Source organism: Prauserella sp. PE36, from assembly GCF_003311655.1.
GTDB lineage: Bacteria > Actinomycetota > Actinomycetes > Mycobacteriales > Pseudonocardiaceae > Prauserella_A > Prauserella_A endophytica.
The window spans coordinates 22618-38018 of sequence record NZ_QEQT01000105.1; the positions used below are offsets into that span (position 1 = coordinate 22618).

Sequence of the window (15401 nt, forward strand, 5' to 3'; positions counted from 1 at the left end):
TGTTCATGGACCCCGAGGCAGGCGGCGGCACGGAGGCCGCGCGGCAGCCCGCGCTGTGGACGCCCGGCAGGGTCGCCCGGCTGCGCGGCGTCTCGCCGATCACGCTGAGAAGCTGGGACTCGCGGTACGGCATCGGCCCTTCCTTCCGTCCGGAGGGACGCCAGCGGCGCTACACCGACGCCGACGTCGCCCTGCTGCGGCGCATGCGACGCCTCATCGACGAGGGCGTCCGGACCCGCGACGCCGCCCACGCCGTCCTCGGGCTGCCCGCCGAGGGCCTGATGACCGGCACCGGCGAGGAGGAGCTGGAACAGGCCACCGCCCTGATGCGCCGGGCGACCATGGCGGCGCTGCTCGACGAGTCGCTCGCCGCGAAGGGCGTCGAGGGCACGTGGTGCGACGTGGCCGCGCCCGTGCTCCGCACGCTGGGCCGCCGCTGGGCGCGCGGGCTGGAGTGCTTCGCGGTGGAATGGGCACTGACCACGGAGTTCTCCGCCGCGCTCGACCGCTACGTCCAGCCGTGCGGCTCCATGCGCGGCGGCTCGTGCGTCCTGCTCGCCCCGTGCCCGCACGAGCAGCACACCCTGCCGCTGGAGGTGCTGAGGGCGGCGCTGTGCGAACGGGAGGTCCCGGTGGTGTTCCCCGGCCTGCCCTCGGGCGAGGCCCTGACCCTGGACCTGGTGTCCCGGCTGAACCCGACCGGCGTCGTGCTGTGGTCGATGGCCTCGGCGACCGCGGACACCGCGCTGCTGCGCGCCCTGCGCGGCCGGGACACGACCGCGGTGCCGCCCTCGCCCTGCTCGCCGGAGACGACCGAGGCGCCGGCGATCACTGAGATCACCGGCGCCCCTCTGTGCGAGTTGGTCGGGTAGGGCCCGTTCGGGCCGGAGATCAACTACCCGGCCGGACGGGTCCTACTCGCGGCAGTGGCGCGGATCACGATCCGGCGATGTGGGGCACGTCCCGCGAACCGGTGCCGCGCAGGGTCCGCCTGACGCCGCCGGGCGGGTCCGTATCAGCGGGCACCCGCCGCGCTCGCCGCCGTCTTGTCCGCGCGGATGAGCACGCTCAGCCCAGTCCGGGGAGGCGGAGGTCGAGCCGCAACACCCGGCCCCGTGCGCCTGCCCAGCGAGGAGCGGTCAGCTCGGCGGCGCCGTCGGGCGGCGTCATGCCGCTCCCGGCCAGTGCGAGCGCAGGAGCGCCGCGGCTCGCGGGTAGTCGCGCAGCAGCAGGCCGAGCTCGGTGGCGAGCGCGGTCACCCGCGGCTCCGGGACCCGGCGGGCGGACAGCAGTGCCCGCGCCCACGCCGCCGTGTCGCCGAGCAGCCGCCCGTCACCGGTCAGCAGCGCGCCCTGCACGGCGGACAGCGACTGGTCGGCGCAGTCCCCCACCGCCACGGCGATGCCGGAGTGCTCCGGTGTTCCCTCGGCGAAGGCGTCCTGCGGCCGCCACCGCCGCCGGAGCGTCTCGACGAGCGTGTGGTGGTTCAGCTCCAGCCCCTGCTGTTCGGCCAGCGGCTCGGCGGCCAGCGGCGTTGCCGGCTCCACAACGGCGGGCAGTGTCTTCACCGCGTCGACGGCCTCGCGCAGGCCCGGCGCCCACGCCGTGGCGCCCAGCGCGCGGGCCCTGGTGCCGTCGGGGCCGAGCGCGGTGCCGCCCGCGATGACCGGGATGCCCGCGCTCGCGCAGGCCTCGACGAACTGCCGGGTTCCGGGCAGCGCCCAGGCTGTCGAGCAGCTCACCGCCACGGCTTCCGGGCCAGAGTCGTGCAGGTACGCGGACAGCCTGCCCGCCGGGGTGCAGGCGCCGAGGTAGGCCACGTTCCAGCCCCGCTCACGCAGGCCGGTGGCGATCACCAGCGCGGGCAGGGAGTGCCATTCGCGTTCGGCGCAGCCGACCACGATCCGGCCCCTGGTCACGGGCAGGCGCCGCACCCACCGGGCGATGGCCTCCGTCGCGGCCACCGAGACACCGGTGGCGATGTGCTCCTGCGCGACCGACCACTCGCCCCGCTGCCAGCGCTGGCCGATGCGCCGCTGCGCCTCGCTGATCACGTCGAGCAGCAGGACGGTGGGCTCGACGCCGCGGTCGAGAAGCTCGTCGACGATGCCGACGCCCTGACCGGCGTCACCCGCGGTGAGCGCGCGTTCGAAACGGGGGAGAGCGAGCCCGGCTTCGGTCGTGGTGGACATCGCGGGCGTTCACTCCCCACAGCGGACGGCGAGCAGGGCGATGTCGTCGTGACCGCGGCCGTCGAGGTGTTCCAACACCCGCCGCTCGACGACCTCGCACAGCGTCTCCGGGCTCGCCCCGGCGTAGGGCGGCAGGAGCGCGCGGAGCCGCTCCTGTCCGAACAGGCCGTCGCGGCCCCGCGCCTCGTACACGCCGTCGGTGTAGAGCAGCATCGCGTCGCCCGGCCGCAGCAGCACCGCGGCCTCCTCGTAGCGCAGCTCCGGCAACACGCCGGCCAGCGTGCCGAACAGCACGGGTTCCTCGACGGAGCCGTCGCCACGGAGCACCAGCGGCGCCGGGTGCCCGGCCACGGCGATCGTCGCGAGAGTCCCGGCACCGTCCGGCGCGGGACGCAGCCGCGCGCACGCGACCGTGACGAACCGGTCGGGGCGGTCGGCATAGAGCACGTCGTTGAGCGCGGCCAGGATCGCGGCGGGCGAGCGGTCGAACCGGGCCGCGGTCTTGATGGTCTGCCTTGCCTTGCCGGTGAGCACCGCGGCCTCGACGCCCTTGCCGCAGACGTCACCGACGACGACGGACACGTCGCCGGGTACGCCGTGCACGTCGTAGAAGTCACCGCCGATGTCCAGCCGTTCCTGGGCCGTGCGGTAGCAGGCGGCCACCCGCAGACCGGGCACTGCGGGCAGCTCCGGCGGGCGCAGGCTCGCCTGCAACGTCGCCACCACGTGCCTGCGTTCCTCGTAGAGCCGGGCGGCGTCGAGCGTCACGGCCGCGTGCCGGGCGAACTCCTCGGCGAGCGCGACATCGGCCTGTGTGTACCCCTGTCCGGCGCCCCGCACCGCGATGAGCGCGCCGACCGCGCTGCCCCTGGCGGTGAGGCCGACGCCGAGGACCTCCGCCGGACCGAAGCCCGCCGCGATCGCCAGCAGGTCCGCGTCCGGGATGAGGCCGGCGAGTCCGGCCGCGGAACCCGCCCCTGGCGTGGAGTGCAAGAGCTCGGGCCTGCCGGCCCGGCGGATCCGCCCGAGCGCGGAGTCCTCCGCCAGCCGCGGCACGTGGACCGGGGCCAGCGGAGCGCCGTCGGTGTCGCACGCTGAGAGCGTGACGCCGCAGCCGTCGAAGAGCGCGAGCACGGCCCAGTCGCCGAGCACGGGAACGGCCAGACGCAGGGCCCGCAGCACGGTCCTGCGCACGTTGAGCGATCCCGCCAGCTGGCGCGACACGTCGAGGAGGAACGCGGATTCGCCCGAGGGCCTGGTCGGCCGCGGGACCGGACCCCCGGCGGGGCCGAGCGCCACGTCCATGGCGACTCCTCGGGACGGCTGCGTGCGATCTGCCGACTCTAACGCGCCGGGGCCCCGCCGTGGCGCAGGTCGCCCGCGGTGAAGGCCACCTTCGCTGCGTGGAATCAGACTCAGCGGCGCGGAGCGCCTCCGTCTGGGTGGTGGAGGGAGACGGGCGGGCGCAGGCATGGTGGCCTTCACTGCGGCTGGTCCGTGGCAGCTGAACGCCCCGGCCGCCTGAGCGCTCAGGCGCGAAGCTTCACCAGCTCCCCCAGCGCCTGCCTGGCCCGCGCCGTGCCGTCCGGGTCGGCGAACCGGCCGATGTCGTAGAGCACGACGTGCTCGCAGCCCGCCTCGTGGTAGCGCTCCAGCTCCTCGGCCACGTCCTCGGGCGAGCCGTGCAGCACGGCGCCCCGCACCACGGCGTCGGGGATGCTCTCCAGGAGCGCGTCCGCCCGCTCCGGCGCGATCTCGTGCGGCACGTAGCCGTGCGGCAACGGGTACTCCGCGCCGTGCTCGGCGAAGCCGCCCTTGCCGCGGTAGAGCGCCACCGCCCGCACCGAAGGGTGCTCCAGCAGCGCGAGGCTCTCCGCGCGCGTGGGCGCGAGCGCCGACCACAGGAACACGGTGGGCGTGATCTCCGCCGGGTCCCGCCCGAACGCCTCGGCGTGCTCCCGCAGCGTCGCGAGCTTGTCCGCGTAGGCCGACGGCGGCAGGCTCGTCGGGATCCAGCCGGTGCCGTGCCGGGCGGTCAGCTCCAGCATCTTCGGCCCGTGCGCCGCGACGTGGATGCCGAACGGCGCCGTCGCGGTGATCGCCAGGTCCGGCCCGCCGTCCTCCACCGGTCCACCGGTACGCAACGCGGCGAGCGTCCGCAGCGCGGGCCGCATGTAGTGCAACCGCCCGGTGCGCTCCCTGCCGTGGTCGAGCCCGAACGGCAGCAGCTGCCCCGGGTCGCCGACACCCAGCCCGAGCGCCAGCTCCCGCCCGGCGAGCCAGCCGATCGTGCTCGCCGTGTGGGCGAGGGCCACGGCGCTGCGCCGCACCGGGTCGGTGACGGCGACGCCGAGCCGCACCCGGCGCGTGGTCACGGCGGCCGCGGCGAGCAGGGAGAACGGGTCGAGCACCCGGTGCGGGTCGGCCAGCGCCGTGCGCCTGGTGCCGCGGGGGAACCAGCCCTGCAGGTGGTCGAGCAGCCACACCGCGTCGATCCCCTCCTCGGCGTCGGCCCAGCGCGCGTCGTCGAGCGGGTCGAGATCGGGGTGCACGGAGATGCCCGCGCCGATGGTCAGCACGTTCGAGATCCCTTCGTCGAGGTTGGTCACTTGGTCGATTCCAGGCCGGCCGGGCTCGCGCCGGCGAGAACGTCCTGACCTCGCTCGCGCAGGAACAGCGCGGCGACGAACGACACCACCGCGGTGCCGGTCATGTAGAGGGCGATGGCGGTCCAGCCGCCCGTGCGGTCGAGCAGGAACGTGGCGACGATCGGCGCGAGCCCGCTGCCGAGCACCGTGCCCAGCGTGTAGCCCACCGACATGCCGGTGTAGCGCACACCGACCGGGAAGACGTGGGCGAACAGGGTCGGCATCACGCCGTAGTTCGCCGCGTACGGCAGGAACATCAGCACGAAGCCCAGCAGCATCAGCGGCAGGTCCGCGGTACCCAGCAGCCCGAACCACGCGTACGGCACCACCGCCATGCCCACGATCCCGGCGAGGAAGACGCGCTTGCGGCCCACCCGATCGGAGAGCCAGCCGAAGAACGGGATCGCGATGATCGTGAGGACGTTGACCATGGTGACCAGCCCGAGCAGGACGTCCCGGCTCGCGCCGACGTGCTCCGTGCCGTAGGCGAGGGAGAACACGGTGCCGACGTAGAAGGTCACGCCCGCCGACAGGTACGCGAGGCACATCAGCACCACGCGCAGCGGGTGCCCGCGCAGCACCTCGACCACGGGCACCTTGCGCACGGCGCCCTTGCGCTGCACGGCCTTGAAGTCGGGGCTCTCGTCGAGGCGGAGCCGGATGAACAGGCCGAGTGCCACGAGCACGGCGCTGCACAGGAACGGGATGCGCCAGCCATATGCCGCGAAGTCGTCATCGGGCAGCTGCGAGACGAGCAGGAACATCAGGTTCGCGAGCAGCAGGCCCCACCCGGCGCCGGTGTTCACCACGGCGCCGAAGAAGCCGCGCCGGGCTGGCGCCGCGTGCTCGACACTCATGAGCACGGCCCCGCTGTACTCGCCGCCGAGCGAGAAACCCTGGACGAGCCGGACCAGCACCAGCAGGATCGGCGCGGCCACACCGATCTGGGCGTACGTCGGGAGCAGGCCGATGACGAACGTCGCGCCGCCCATCAGGGTCAGCGTGAGCACCAGCATGGCCTTGCGGCCGATCCGGTCGCCGAAGTGGCCGAACACCACCCCGCCCAGTGGCCGCGCGACGAACGCGATCGCGAACGTCGACAGCGCGAGCAGGGTGCCGACGAGCGGGTCGAACTGCGGGAAGAACTGCTCGTCGAACACCAGCGAGGCCGCGGTGCCGTAGATGAAGAACTCGTACCACTCGACGGTGCTGCCGATCAGGCTGGAGATCAGGACCTTGCGAGCGTGTGCGTCGTGCGTCATGAACCATCGACTCCAACCCGGTGAGGGCCGGGCCGGCCTTGCCTCGCGCAAGCCGGCGCGGACTACGATGTGTGGGCGTTCAACGGTGAGCAACGTGGAGGTTAAGCACTTGTCTGACAACAGTCAACTGACATCGGGCCTGCAGGAGTCGCTCTCGCGCCGCCCGCTGCCCGACGTGATCGCGGAGCGGATCACCGCGACCATCGCCAACGGCACCCTCACGCCGGGCGACCGGCTGCCCTCCGAGCCGGTGCTCGCCAAGCAGCTGCAGGTCGGGCGCACGTCACTGCGCGAGGCCCTGCGCAAGCTCGCCACGCTGGGCGTCATCGAGATCGTGCGGGGCAAGGGCACGTTCGTGTGCGAGCCGCCGCCGGAAGACCCGACGACCCAGTACGTCCAGTGGAGCCTCGACCAGGGCTTCGCGCTCTCCGAGCTCCTGGAGGTGCGGATCGGGCTGGAGACCACCGCGGCAGGGCTCGCCTGCACGCGCGCGACCGACGACGAACTCGGCGAGCTCGACCGGCTGCGCGCCGAGCACGACAAGGCCCACGACAGCGGCCTCGACGCGCTCGTGCGCACCGACGAGGCGCTGCACGAAGGCATCGTCCGCGCCGCGCACAACGTGGTGCTCGCCGGCATGTACCTGCCGCTCGTCCCCCAGATGACCGAGTTCCGCCGTCGCACGCTGAGCCTTCCCCGCGCGCAACAGCGCTCCGACGACCACCGCTACATCACCGACGCCATCGGCAGGCGCGACCCCGAGGCCGCCCGCAGGGCGGTGGCCGAGCACCTGTGGATCTTCTACCAGGAGGTGCGGGCCGTCGCGGCGCCCGGCGAGGTCACGGGCACGGAGGTGCGCAGCGTCGCCACCTTCGTCTGAGCGCCGCGCCCACCCCGCGTCATAAGTCCTCCTTATGGCGATCTTGGCGATTGCCGTCTACCAGGCCCCGGGCCCGTGTGTTTCGATCGCACGGCCCGTATCGCAGGAGCTTCGGGCCTGGCTGGGAAGGACTGGGCACAATGGTCGTGCTGCACACGACGATCGCGATCCTCGCTGTCGTCCTGCTCATTCTCGTGACGCGGGTGGATCCCGTGATCGCACTCGTCATCGGGTCGATCTACCTCGGCCTCACGGCCGGCCTCGGTTTCGACGGCACGATGACGGCCATCGCCGAGGGCTTCGGCGAGATCATGGCCGAGGTCGGGTTGCTCATCGGCTTCGGTGTCCTACTGGGATCACTGCTGTTCTCCGTTGGAGCACTGCAGAAACTCGTCGAGAAGCTGCTGAGGGCGCTCGGCCCTGGGCGGCTGCCCTACGCGCTGGCGGCCGCGCTGAGCGCGATCTTCCCTTCGATCTATGTGGACGTTCAGCTCGTGCTCGCCGCGCCGCTGGCGAGGTCCGCGGCCCCTCGCATGGGCCGCAACGGACTCGCGATGATGGGCGGCGCGCTGACGGCGGGCATCCTGGTGGGTTACGTCTTCGTGGTGCCCGGTCTCGGTACCCTCGCGATCGCCGGGCTGCTCGACGTTCCGCTCGGGACGATGCTCGTCTACGGCTTCGTCATCGGGCCGATCACCGCGCTGCTGACCGTGTTCCTGTGGGGCCGGCTGCTCAAGCGCGGCTTCTGGAACGCGGCGAAGGACGAGACCGGCGGCGCCGAGCTGGAGCCCACGGGCGGGGCCGCGCCGTCACCCCGCGAGCCGGACGGTGCGGGTGGCGTGGTGACCGAGCGCGAGACCGTCCGCACCGCTCCCCCGCTGACGATCTCCCTGCTGCCGATCGTCGTGCCGCTGTTGCTGATCGCGACCGGCGCGATCACCGAGGCCGCCGGTGTGGAGTCCAGCGTGCTGGCGTTCCTCGGCGACCCCGTCTTCGCACTGTTCGTCGGCCTGCTCGGGGCCTACGTGCTCGCCAAGCGGACCCTGGGCCGGGAACAGCTCGGCGAGGCGATGTCCAAGGGCTTCAACTCCACCGGGCAGATCCTCTTGATCACCGGCATCGGCGGGTCGCTGGGCGCCGTGATCGGCGAGACCGGTCTGGACAAGGTGCTTGGCGGGTTCTTCTCGGCCGACGCCGGGGTCCCCGCGCTGGTGACGATCCTGCTGGCGTGGCTGGTCGCGGCTGTGCTGCACCTGGCCATCGGGTCGATCTCCGTCGCCGCGATCGCCGCGGCCGGAATCCTCGCCCCGATCATGGGCAGCCTCGCCATCCCCGCGGAGGTGCTCGCGCTCGCGATCGGCTCAGGCGCCCTGTTCGCGTTGCAAGTGAACAGCAACTTCTTCTGGATGTTCCAGACCCTGCTGGGGGTGACCACCCGGGGCGCGCTCAAGGCGCTGACGTTCGTCACCGCGCTCGCCTCGGTGGTGTCGCTCGTCCTGGTCTCGGTCGTCAGTTTCGTCGTGTAGGGAAAGAGAAAGATGCAGCCCCTTCGTGGAGTCACGGTCGTGTCGCTTGAGCAGGCCATCGCCGCTCCGTACGCCAGCAGGCACCTCGCCGATCTCGGCGCCCGCGTGATCAAGGTGGAACGGCCAGGCGCCGGCGACTTCGCGCGCGCCTACGACTCGCGCGTGAAGGGCCTCAGCTCGCATTTCGTGTGGGTCAACCGGAACAAGGAGTCGCTGACCCTCGACTTCAAGGACCAGCGCGGCAACGAGGTGCTCCGCCGGCTGCTGGCGGAGGCCGACGTGTTCATCCAGAACCTCGCGCCGGGCGCGGCGGCCCGCGCCGGGCTCGGGGCCGACGAGCTGCGGGCCGCCAACCCACGGCTGATCGTGTGCGACATCTCCGGCTACGGCTCGCCGGGACCGTACGAGTCGATGAAGGCCTACGACCTCATGGTGCAGAGCGAGGCCGGCCTGCTGTCGGTGACCGGTTCCGGCGCGGACCTCGCGAAGGTGGGCATCTCCGTGTCCGACATCGCGGCGGGGATGTACGCCTACAGCTCGATCCTCGCGGCGTTGCTGGAGCGGGGCCGCACCGGCGAGGGGTCGCATGTGGACGTCTCGATGCTGGAGGCGACGGTGGAGTGGATGGGTTTCCCGCTCTACTACACCTACGACGGCGCGGAGCCGCCGCCGAGGGCGGGCGCCGCGCACGCGACGATCTACCCCTACGGCCCGTTTCCCGCGGGCGACGGCAAGGTCGTGATGATGGCCATCCAGAACGAGCGTGAGTGGCGCGCGTTCTGCGAGAAGTTCCTGAAGCGGCCCGAGCTGGCCACCGATCCCGCGTACGCCACCAACGCCGACCGCAACGCCAACCGCGAGGCGCTCGGAGCGATCATCACCCAGCGCTTCGGGGAGCTGACGAGCGAGCAGGCCATGGAGCTGCTCGCCGAGATCCCGGTCGCGCACGCCAGGGTCAACACGCTCGCCGAGGTGTGGCGGCACCCGCAGCTCGCCGCGCGCGGGCGCTGGCACGAGGTGGGCACCACCGCGGGCCCGGTGCCCGCGCTGGCCCTGCCGGGCCTGGCCACCGGCGAACCCCGGCTGGATCCCGTGCCCGGTCTCGGCGAGCACACCCGCGCGATCCTCGCCGAGCTGGGGCTGGCGGAGGGCGAGATCGACGCGCTGGTCGCCGAGGGCGTCGCCTGACCCGCCGGTCCGGGTGAGAGGATCGGCCTGCCAGGAGCACGGCAGGAAGGCGGCACGATGGACATCGCCCACCTGCGCGACTTCATCACCGTCCTCGACGCGGGCAGCCTCACCAGGGCGGCCACCGAGCTGCACGTGTCCCAGCCCGCGCTGAGCCAGCGGATGGCCCAGCTGGAGCACCAGCTCGGCGTGCGGCTGCTCGAACGCGGACCGCGCGGCGTGCGGCCCACCCCGGCGGGCCGGTCGCTCTACCGGGACGCCCAGCAGCTGGTGCGCCAGTTCGACCGGCTCTCCGAGGACATCGCCAGCGACCGGGACGGGGTGCACGGCCCGGTGGCGATCGGACTGCCGACCACCGTCGCCACGCACCTGGCGCCCGCGCTGTTCTCGTGGACGAAGGCGCACCACCCCGGCGTCCACCTGCAGCTGTTCGAGTCGATGAGCGGCTACATCCACGAGCTGCTGCTCGGCGGCAGGCTCGACCTGGCGGCCGTCTACCGCGAGGACGACGCGCGAAGGCCCGGCGAGGTGCCCCTGTACTCGGAGGACCTCTACCTGATCGGCACGCCGGATCCGGAGCCGGAGTCCGAGCACGAAGTGAGCGTCTTGGAGCTGCGGGAGGTGCCGCTGGTGGCGCCGGGCGGGCGCAGCAACCTGCGCGCGCTGATCGACCGCGCGTTCGGCGGGCACGGGCTCGTGCCCACGGTGGTCGCCGACGTCGAGTCGCTCGGCACCATGATCCGCATCGCGGAGAGCGGCGAGGCGTGCACGATCCTTCCGCTGTCGGTGTTCGCCGGGAACCGGCGGCCGCGCGACGTCGGCGCCCGCCGGATCACCGGTCCCCCGCTCGCCAGGCACGTCGCGATCCGCACCGCCACCGAGTTCTACGAGCCGCGCGACGCGGTGGTGGCCGTGCGCCGTGGCATCGTCGAGGTGACGCGGCGGCTCGCCGGGGACGGCCGCTGGGAGGGCATCCGCCTCGCCGCCGGAGGTCGGCAACAGCATTGAGCCCGTCGGTCAGGCCGGTTCCCTGCCGAGCGTCAGCTGCCGGTGGAAGTACTCGTAGAGGCCGTCGAAAACGGGTCCGGTGACGGCGAGCGTGTGCATGTCGTCGCCGATCATGGACAGGCCCCGCAGGACGACGTCGAGCCCTGGTGCCTCGGGTGCGTGGTACCGCTCATCGTCGAGGTCGGCCTCGTGGACGATCTCCGCGATCCGCCACAGCACCGGATCGACGAGCTCGTACCGGCGCAGGATGGTCTCGAAGCTGCAGTCGCCCCTGTGGTGGCCCAGCTCGACGCCCCGCATGTCGAACGGGGTGGCGTCGGCGGGAACCTCGGCCGGGTCGGCGACGAAGACGAACTCCGCTCCGGGGTCGACGGTCCGGCGGATCAGCCAGGCGCATGCGGCACGATCGATGTGAATGCCCGCCCGGGTCGCCCATTTCATGCGGTGCGCTCCTCGGTCCGTTCGGTGTCGTCCGCCACCCGCAGCCGAGCCACGGCGGCCTCGGCCGCGTGGCGCTGCGGTGGCGGGAAGTAGTCCCTGCGCTGGATCCGGCGCAGCTCACCGCGCAGGCGCCGCAGCAGCCGCCGCCGTTCGGCCCCCGTCAGTTCACCCGTTCCTTCCGCCTCGGCGACCACGGCCTCGTACTCGGTGGCGCGGGCGGCGGCCATGGTGCGGGCGAGGTCCCGTTCCTGGGCGAGCGTGGCCGGCCGGGCCAACCACATTCCGGCGGTGCCGCCGGCCTCGACGATCTCCTCGGCGATCCAGTCCAGGTGCTCGCGGGTGCGGGCGTCGGCGGGCAGGGCGACGAGGCCGTCGCCGAGCTGCGCGACCCCGAGGCGCTTGAGCTTGCGCCAGATCGCGATGCGCGGCGACGACGGCTCGCGGGGCAGGCGGTACGACAGGAGCACCCAGTGCCCCTGTCTCATATCGCGGGCACCTTTCTCATCCGGTGCAACCATGGTTACAGTCTAGCCGCACGCCGCTGAATGAAGGAGGATCCATGCCCGGCACCGCGACCCACGACGTCGTGCCCCTGCGCACGGCTGTCCGGGCGTGGTTCCTGATCTCGCTGCAGACTTTCGGCGGCCCCGCCGGGCAGATCGCCGTCATGCAGCGCACGCTCGTGGAGGAACGGCGCTGGATCGGCCAGCAACGGTTCCTGCATGCGCTGAACTACTGCATGCTGCTCCCCGGCCCGGAGGCCCAGCAACTGGCCATCTACGTTGGCTGGCTGCTGAACGGCAGGCGCGGCGGGCTGATCGCGGGAACGCTGTTCGTGCTGCCCGGCATGCTGGCACTGCTCGTGCTGTCCGCGATCTACGTAGCGTTCGGGGAAACCACCGCGGTCACCGCGGTGTTCGCCGGGCTCGCGCCCGCCGTGGTGGCGATCGTGGCGCAAGCCGTGGTCCGGGTCGGCCGCCGCGCGCTGCGGCATCCCGCGCTCGTCTCGCTCGCCGTGGCGGCGTTCCTCGCGCTCGCGCTGTTCGCGCTGCCGTTCCCCGTGGTGGTGGCCGCCGCCGCGGCCGCGGGCTGGCTGCTCGGCAGGTTCGTCCCGGACACCGTGCGGCCCCGCCGCGAGGAGGCCGCCGGGGGTCCGCCGCCGCTGATCTCCGACGACACACTGCATCACGAGCCGCCCGGCCTCGGCCGCGGCCTCCGCACCCTGGGGGTGGGCCTGCTGCTGTGGGCCGCGCCGGTGGTGGCCGTCGCGGTGTTCACCGGGACGGGCAGCGTTCTCACCACGCAGGGGCTGTTCTTCTCGGGGACGGCCGTAGTGACCTTCGGCGGCGCTTACGCCGTGCTCGCCTTCGTCGCCCAGCGCGCGGTGGAGGTCTACGGCTGGCTCTCCGCGGGCGACATGGTGCGGGGCCTCGCGCTCGCCGAGTCCACGCCGGGACCGCTCATCATGGTGGTGCAGTTCGTGGCGTTCCTCGGCGCCTACCACTTCCCGGGGCCGCTCGACCCCTGGGTCGCCGGCGTGCTCGCCTCGCTGCTCACCACGTGGGTCACCTTCGTGCCGTGCTTCCTGTTCATCCTCCTCGGTGCGCCGTACGTGGAGCGACTGCGCCACAACCGTCCGCTCTCGGCCGCATTGACCGGCATCACGTCGGCGGTGGTCGGCGTCATCGCGAACCTCGCGCTCTACTTCGCCGTCCACACGCTCTTCGCCACCACGCGGACGTGGGGCGCGGGTCCGTTCGCGGTGCTCGTGCCCGATCCCGGTAGCGTCAGACCGCTTTCCGTCGCGCTCACGGTGCTCGCGCTGGTGCTGGTATTCGTGCTGCGCTGGCCGATGCTGCGGCTGCTCGCCACGTGCGCCGCGCTCGGCTGTGCCGCCGCGCTGGCCGGGATTCCCCTGGTCTGACCGCCTCCCGGCCGTATGCTGGGAGGCTTCGCTGGCGACGTGTGACCCGGGGAGGTCGCCGTGGACTGGTATCAGCGCACGTTCGTCGACACGGGCCGCTCTGCCGCGCTGTGCGCGCTGCTGGGGTTCCTCGTCACCTTCGCCGTGGTCCGGACGATCACACGCCGCATCCACGCCAGGCGTGGGGAGCCGGAGCGGGGTGCGCTGCGCGACGTCCACGTCGGCGGCGTGCACGTCCACCACCAGGTGTGGGGAATCCTGCTGCTCCTGGTCACCGGGATGCTGACGTTCCGGTACGACCCGCAGGCGCCGTGGGCCGAGCTGCTCGCGGCGCTGTTCGGCGCCGGGGCCGCGCTCACCCTCGACGAGTTCGCCCTCTGGCTCTACCTCAACGACGTCTACTGGTCGGCCGAGGGCCGCCGCTCGCTCGACGCGATCCTGGTCGGCGGCGCGGTCGGCACGGCGCTGCTGTTGCAGTCCTCGCCCATCGGCGCCGACCCCGAGGACAGCGGCACCGCGTTGGCGTTCGCGGCGACCGTCGTGCTCCACTTCTCCATGGCGGGAGTCTGTGTGCTCAAGGGCAAGCTCCCGACGGGGATCATCGGCGTCGTCGTGCCCGTGGTCGCCACGGTGGGCGCGATCCGGCTGGCCAAACCGTCGTCGGTGTGGGCGCGCCGCCGCTACGGCGAGGCGAAGCTCGCCCGCGCCGACCACCGGTTCGGAGCCGCCTACCAGCGCAGGGTCAACCGGTTCCTCGACCTGCTGGGCGGTAAGCCCGACCGGCCGTGAGCGTCACCGCGGCGGCTGCCCGTATCCGTGCGGCGGGTAGCCGGGCTGCGGCGGATACGGCTGCCCGTACGGCGCGTGACCCTGCGGAGGGTAGGGCTGCGGCGGCTGGGGCGGGTACTGCTGGGCGGGCTGCTGCCAGCCCTGCTGTGGCTGTGGGACGGGGGACTGCGGCGCATGGCCCTGCCCCGCCGCCAGCTGCTCCGCGGTGACCCGCTTCTTGCGGGCGAAACCGTGGTACGCCCACGCCGAACCACCGACGAGCATCGCGGCCCCGCCGCCCAGCAGCAGCCAGCCGGTGGTCTTGTTGTCGCTCGCCTGCTCGTCCAGGCTCCGCTCGGCCGTCGTCTCGCCGTTGCGGGTCTCCTCGCAGACCTGCCCCTCGCTCATCTCCTGCGAGCCGCACATCACCCGGTCGTCGCCGAGAACCAGGATGCCGCCGACGATCAACCCGGCACCCACCACCGCGGCGCCGACGGCCTGCATCCGTTCCTTGATCAGCCGCGCGTTCGTCATCCTCGCCGCGCGCGCGTAGTTCACGTTCATGCGAAACGTTCCTTCCCCAGTGTCCGATCGCGCCACACCCTAGCCCTAGGATCACCGGGTGATCGTTCCACCCGGCCGCTGGAAGCCCGTGACAGGCGGAGAATCGGGCGCAACGGTCTTGTGCGACACAACGGGCTCCCGCTACGCCAAGCACGTTCCCGCGAGCGGGCGAGCGGAGCTGGCAGCGGAACGCGACCGTGTCTCCTGGCTCGCCGGCACCGGTGTCCCCGGCCCCCGCGTGCTGGACTGGACCGAGGACCACACCGGCGCGTGCCTCATCACCAGCGCGGTGCCCGGCGTTCCCGCCGACACGGTGCCGCCCGAGGCACTCGCCAAGGCGTGGCCCTCGATCACCGGCACCGTGCGGCAGCTGCATGAAATGTCCACAGACGACTGTCCGTTTCGGAGGGACCTGGCGCGAATGTTCGAACTGGCGAGGGACGTCGTCGCCAGGGACGCGGTGGAGCCGGACTTCCTCCCCGTCGAACAGCAGGGCACGCCCCCGGCGGAACTGCTCGCCCGGCTGGAGCCGCGACTCGAGGAGCGGCTCGCCGAGGAGCCTGCCGACACCGTGGTGTGCCACGGCGACCTGTGCCTGCCCAACATCGTCCTCGACCCGGACACCCTGGAAGTGTCGGGACTGATCGACCTGGGCAGGCTCGGCCTGGCCGACCGGCACGCCGACCTGGCCCTGCTGCTCGCCAGTTCGCGGGAGACGTGGCCGGACGAGACGGAGGCCCGCGCGGCGGACGAGGCGTTCGCCGGCCGCTACGGACACCCGCTGGACGCGGACCGGCTGCGGTTCTACCTGCACCTCGACCCGCTGACGTGGGGCTGAACCCCGCTCGACCGGTCGCGGTGTCCCCGATGCCGGTGACCTCGGCGAGCACGAGGTCCGTGCCGAGGCCGGTGCCGCTCAACCTCGCGCTCAACTCGGGCGACTTCGGCGAGATCGACATGTTCACCACGGCCTGGGACTCACTCGCCACCGCCTGAGGGA

The 15401-nt window shown here is 72.7% G+C and carries 16 protein-coding genes; 9 read left to right on the forward strand and 7 right to left on the reverse strand.

The window, feature by feature from the left end:
• Positions 1–5 precede the first annotated feature (5 nt).
• The gene (locus tag DI005_RS33395; RefSeq protein WP_113644831.1) at positions 6–872 is read left to right on the forward strand and encodes a MerR family transcriptional regulator; all 867 of its coding nucleotides are present in this window, start codon (positions 6–8) and stop codon (positions 870–872) included.
• Positions 873–1166: 294 nt separating this feature from the next.
• Here the strand turns inward: DI005_RS33395 and DI005_RS33400 are convergent, their stop codons facing one another.
• From DI005_RS33400 to DI005_RS33415, 4 genes are all read right to left on the reverse strand, one after another.
• A complete protein-coding gene (locus DI005_RS33400) occupies positions 1167–2192 on the reverse strand; it encodes a B12-binding domain-containing protein (RefSeq protein ID WP_113644739.1) in 1026 nt (341 codons plus the stop codon).
• 9 nt (positions 2193–2201) lie between these two features.
• Complete coding sequence (locus tag DI005_RS33405) at positions 2202–3497, reverse strand: PP2C family protein-serine/threonine phosphatase (protein WP_158559937.1); 1296 nt, start codon at positions 3495–3497, stop codon at positions 2202–2204.
• A gap of 224 nt (positions 3498–3721) precedes the next feature.
• The gene (locus tag DI005_RS33410) at positions 3722–4801 is read right to left on the reverse strand and encodes an LLM class flavin-dependent oxidoreductase (protein ID WP_158303141.1); all 1080 of its coding nucleotides are present in this window, start codon (positions 4799–4801) and stop codon (positions 3722–3724) included.
• Positions 4798–6102, reverse strand: coding sequence for an MFS transporter (locus DI005_RS33415; protein WP_112268551.1), 1305 nt, complete (start codon positions 6100–6102; stop codon positions 4798–4800). The genes DI005_RS33410 and DI005_RS33415 overlap by 4 nt, the downstream gene beginning before the upstream one ends.
• Before the next feature lie 109 nt (positions 6103–6211).
• Here DI005_RS33415 and DI005_RS33420 point away from each other — a divergent pair, with 109 nt between their 5' ends.
• From DI005_RS33420 to DI005_RS33435, 4 genes are all read left to right on the forward strand, one after another.
• Positions 6212–6982 (forward strand): FadR/GntR family transcriptional regulator, encoded by a 771-nt coding sequence (locus DI005_RS33420; protein ID WP_137095816.1) that lies wholly within the window; start codon positions 6212–6214, stop codon positions 6980–6982.
• 140 nt (positions 6983–7122) lie between these two features.
• Positions 7123–8508 carry a GntP family permease gene (locus tag DI005_RS33425; protein ID WP_112268549.1) on the forward strand — a complete coding sequence of 462 codons (1386 nt, stop codon included), beginning with the start codon at positions 7123–7125 and terminating at the stop codon, positions 8506–8508.
• A gap of 12 nt (positions 8509–8520) precedes the next feature.
• A complete protein-coding gene (locus DI005_RS33430) occupies positions 8521–9696 on the forward strand; it encodes a CaiB/BaiF CoA-transferase family protein (RefSeq protein ID WP_112268548.1) in 1176 nt (391 codons plus the stop codon).
• Positions 9697–9753: 57 nt separating this feature from the next.
• The gene (locus tag DI005_RS33435; protein WP_112268547.1) at positions 9754–10704 is read left to right on the forward strand and encodes a LysR substrate-binding domain-containing protein; all 951 of its coding nucleotides are present in this window, start codon (positions 9754–9756) and stop codon (positions 10702–10704) included.
• A gap of 9 nt (positions 10705–10713) precedes the next feature.
• Here DI005_RS33435 and DI005_RS33440 read toward each other — a convergent pair whose 3' ends face one another.
• Positions 10714–11145: a chromate resistance protein ChrB domain-containing protein gene (locus DI005_RS33440; protein WP_113644742.1), complete on the reverse strand. Its 432-nt coding sequence runs from the start codon at positions 11143–11145 to the stop codon at positions 10714–10716.
• On the reverse strand, positions 11142–11630 hold the full coding sequence (locus tag DI005_RS33445; protein WP_113644743.1) for a Chromate resistance protein ChrB: 489 nt from the start codon (positions 11628–11630) through the stop codon (positions 11142–11144). The genes DI005_RS33440 and DI005_RS33445 overlap by 4 nt, the downstream gene beginning before the upstream one ends.
• Before the next feature lie 74 nt (positions 11631–11704).
• On the opposite strand from DI005_RS33445, the gene chrA reads away from it, so the two are divergent.
• Positions 11705–13069 carry a chromate efflux transporter gene (gene chrA / locus DI005_RS33450; protein WP_113644744.1) on the forward strand — a complete coding sequence of 455 codons (1365 nt, stop codon included), beginning with the start codon at positions 11705–11707 and terminating at the stop codon, positions 13067–13069.
• A 60-nt stretch (positions 13070–13129) separates the two neighbouring features.
• Positions 13130–13858 (forward strand): hypothetical protein, encoded by a 729-nt coding sequence (locus DI005_RS33455; RefSeq protein WP_228714048.1) that lies wholly within the window; start codon positions 13130–13132, stop codon positions 13856–13858.
• 3 nt (positions 13859–13861) lie between these two features.
• Here DI005_RS33455 and DI005_RS33460 read toward each other — a convergent pair whose 3' ends face one another.
• A complete protein-coding gene (locus DI005_RS33460; RefSeq protein ID WP_113644745.1) occupies positions 13862–14401 on the reverse strand; it encodes a hypothetical protein in 540 nt (179 codons plus the stop codon).
• A 58-nt stretch (positions 14402–14459) separates the two neighbouring features.
• Here DI005_RS33460 and DI005_RS33465 point away from each other — a divergent pair, with 58 nt between their 5' ends.
• Together DI005_RS33465 and DI005_RS39560 are read left to right on the forward strand one after the other, a co-directional pair.
• The gene (locus DI005_RS33465) at positions 14460–15239 is read left to right on the forward strand and encodes an APH(3'') family aminoglycoside O-phosphotransferase (RefSeq protein WP_113644746.1); all 780 of its coding nucleotides are present in this window, start codon (positions 14460–14462) and stop codon (positions 15237–15239) included.
• A 29-nt stretch (positions 15240–15268) separates the two neighbouring features.
• A complete protein-coding gene (locus DI005_RS39560) occupies positions 15269–15397 on the forward strand; it encodes a hypothetical protein (protein ID WP_255565786.1) in 129 nt (42 codons plus the stop codon).
• The last annotated feature ends 4 nt before the right edge of the window (positions 15398–15401 follow it).

Excerpts from the sequence above, each read along its gene's own strand:
- DI005_RS33430 (WP_112268548.1), top strand. The coding sequence starts at position 8,521 with ATGCAGCCCCTTCGTGGAGTCACGGTCGTGTCGCTTGAGCAGGCCATC.
- DI005_RS39560 (WP_255565786.1), top strand. The coding sequence starts at position 15,269 with ATGCCGGTGACCTCGGCGAGCACGAGGTCCGTGCCGAGGCCGGTGCCG.
- DI005_RS33440 (WP_113644742.1), bottom strand. The coding sequence starts at position 11,145 with ATGAAATGGGCGACCCGGGCGGGCATTCACATCGATCGTGCCGCATGC.
- DI005_RS33435 (WP_112268547.1), top strand. The coding sequence starts at position 9,754 with ATGGACATCGCCCACCTGCGCGACTTCATCACCGTCCTCGACGCGGGC.
- DI005_RS33405 (WP_158559937.1), bottom strand. The coding sequence starts at position 3,497 with ATGGACGTGGCGCTCGGCCCCGCCGGGGGTCCGGTCCCGCGGCCGACC.
- DI005_RS33395 (WP_113644831.1), top strand. The coding sequence starts at position 6 with ATGGACCCCGAGGCAGGCGGCGGCACGGAGGCCGCGCGGCAGCCCGCG.
- DI005_RS33400 (WP_113644739.1), bottom strand. The coding sequence starts at position 2,192 with ATGTCCACCACGACCGAAGCCGGGCTCGCTCTCCCCCGTTTCGAACGC.
- DI005_RS33460 (WP_113644745.1), bottom strand. The coding sequence starts at position 14,401 with ATGAACGTGAACTACGCGCGCGCGGCGAGGATGACGAACGCGCGGCTG.
- DI005_RS33425 (WP_112268549.1), top strand. The coding sequence starts at position 7,123 with ATGGTCGTGCTGCACACGACGATCGCGATCCTCGCTGTCGTCCTGCTC.
- DI005_RS33415 (WP_112268551.1), bottom strand. The coding sequence starts at position 6,102 with ATGACGCACGACGCACACGCTCGCAAGGTCCTGATCTCCAGCCTGATC.
- DI005_RS33445 (WP_113644743.1), bottom strand. The coding sequence starts at position 11,630 with ATGAGACAGGGGCACTGGGTGCTCCTGTCGTACCGCCTGCCCCGCGAG.
- chrA (WP_113644744.1), top strand. The coding sequence starts at position 11,705 with ATGCCCGGCACCGCGACCCACGACGTCGTGCCCCTGCGCACGGCTGTC.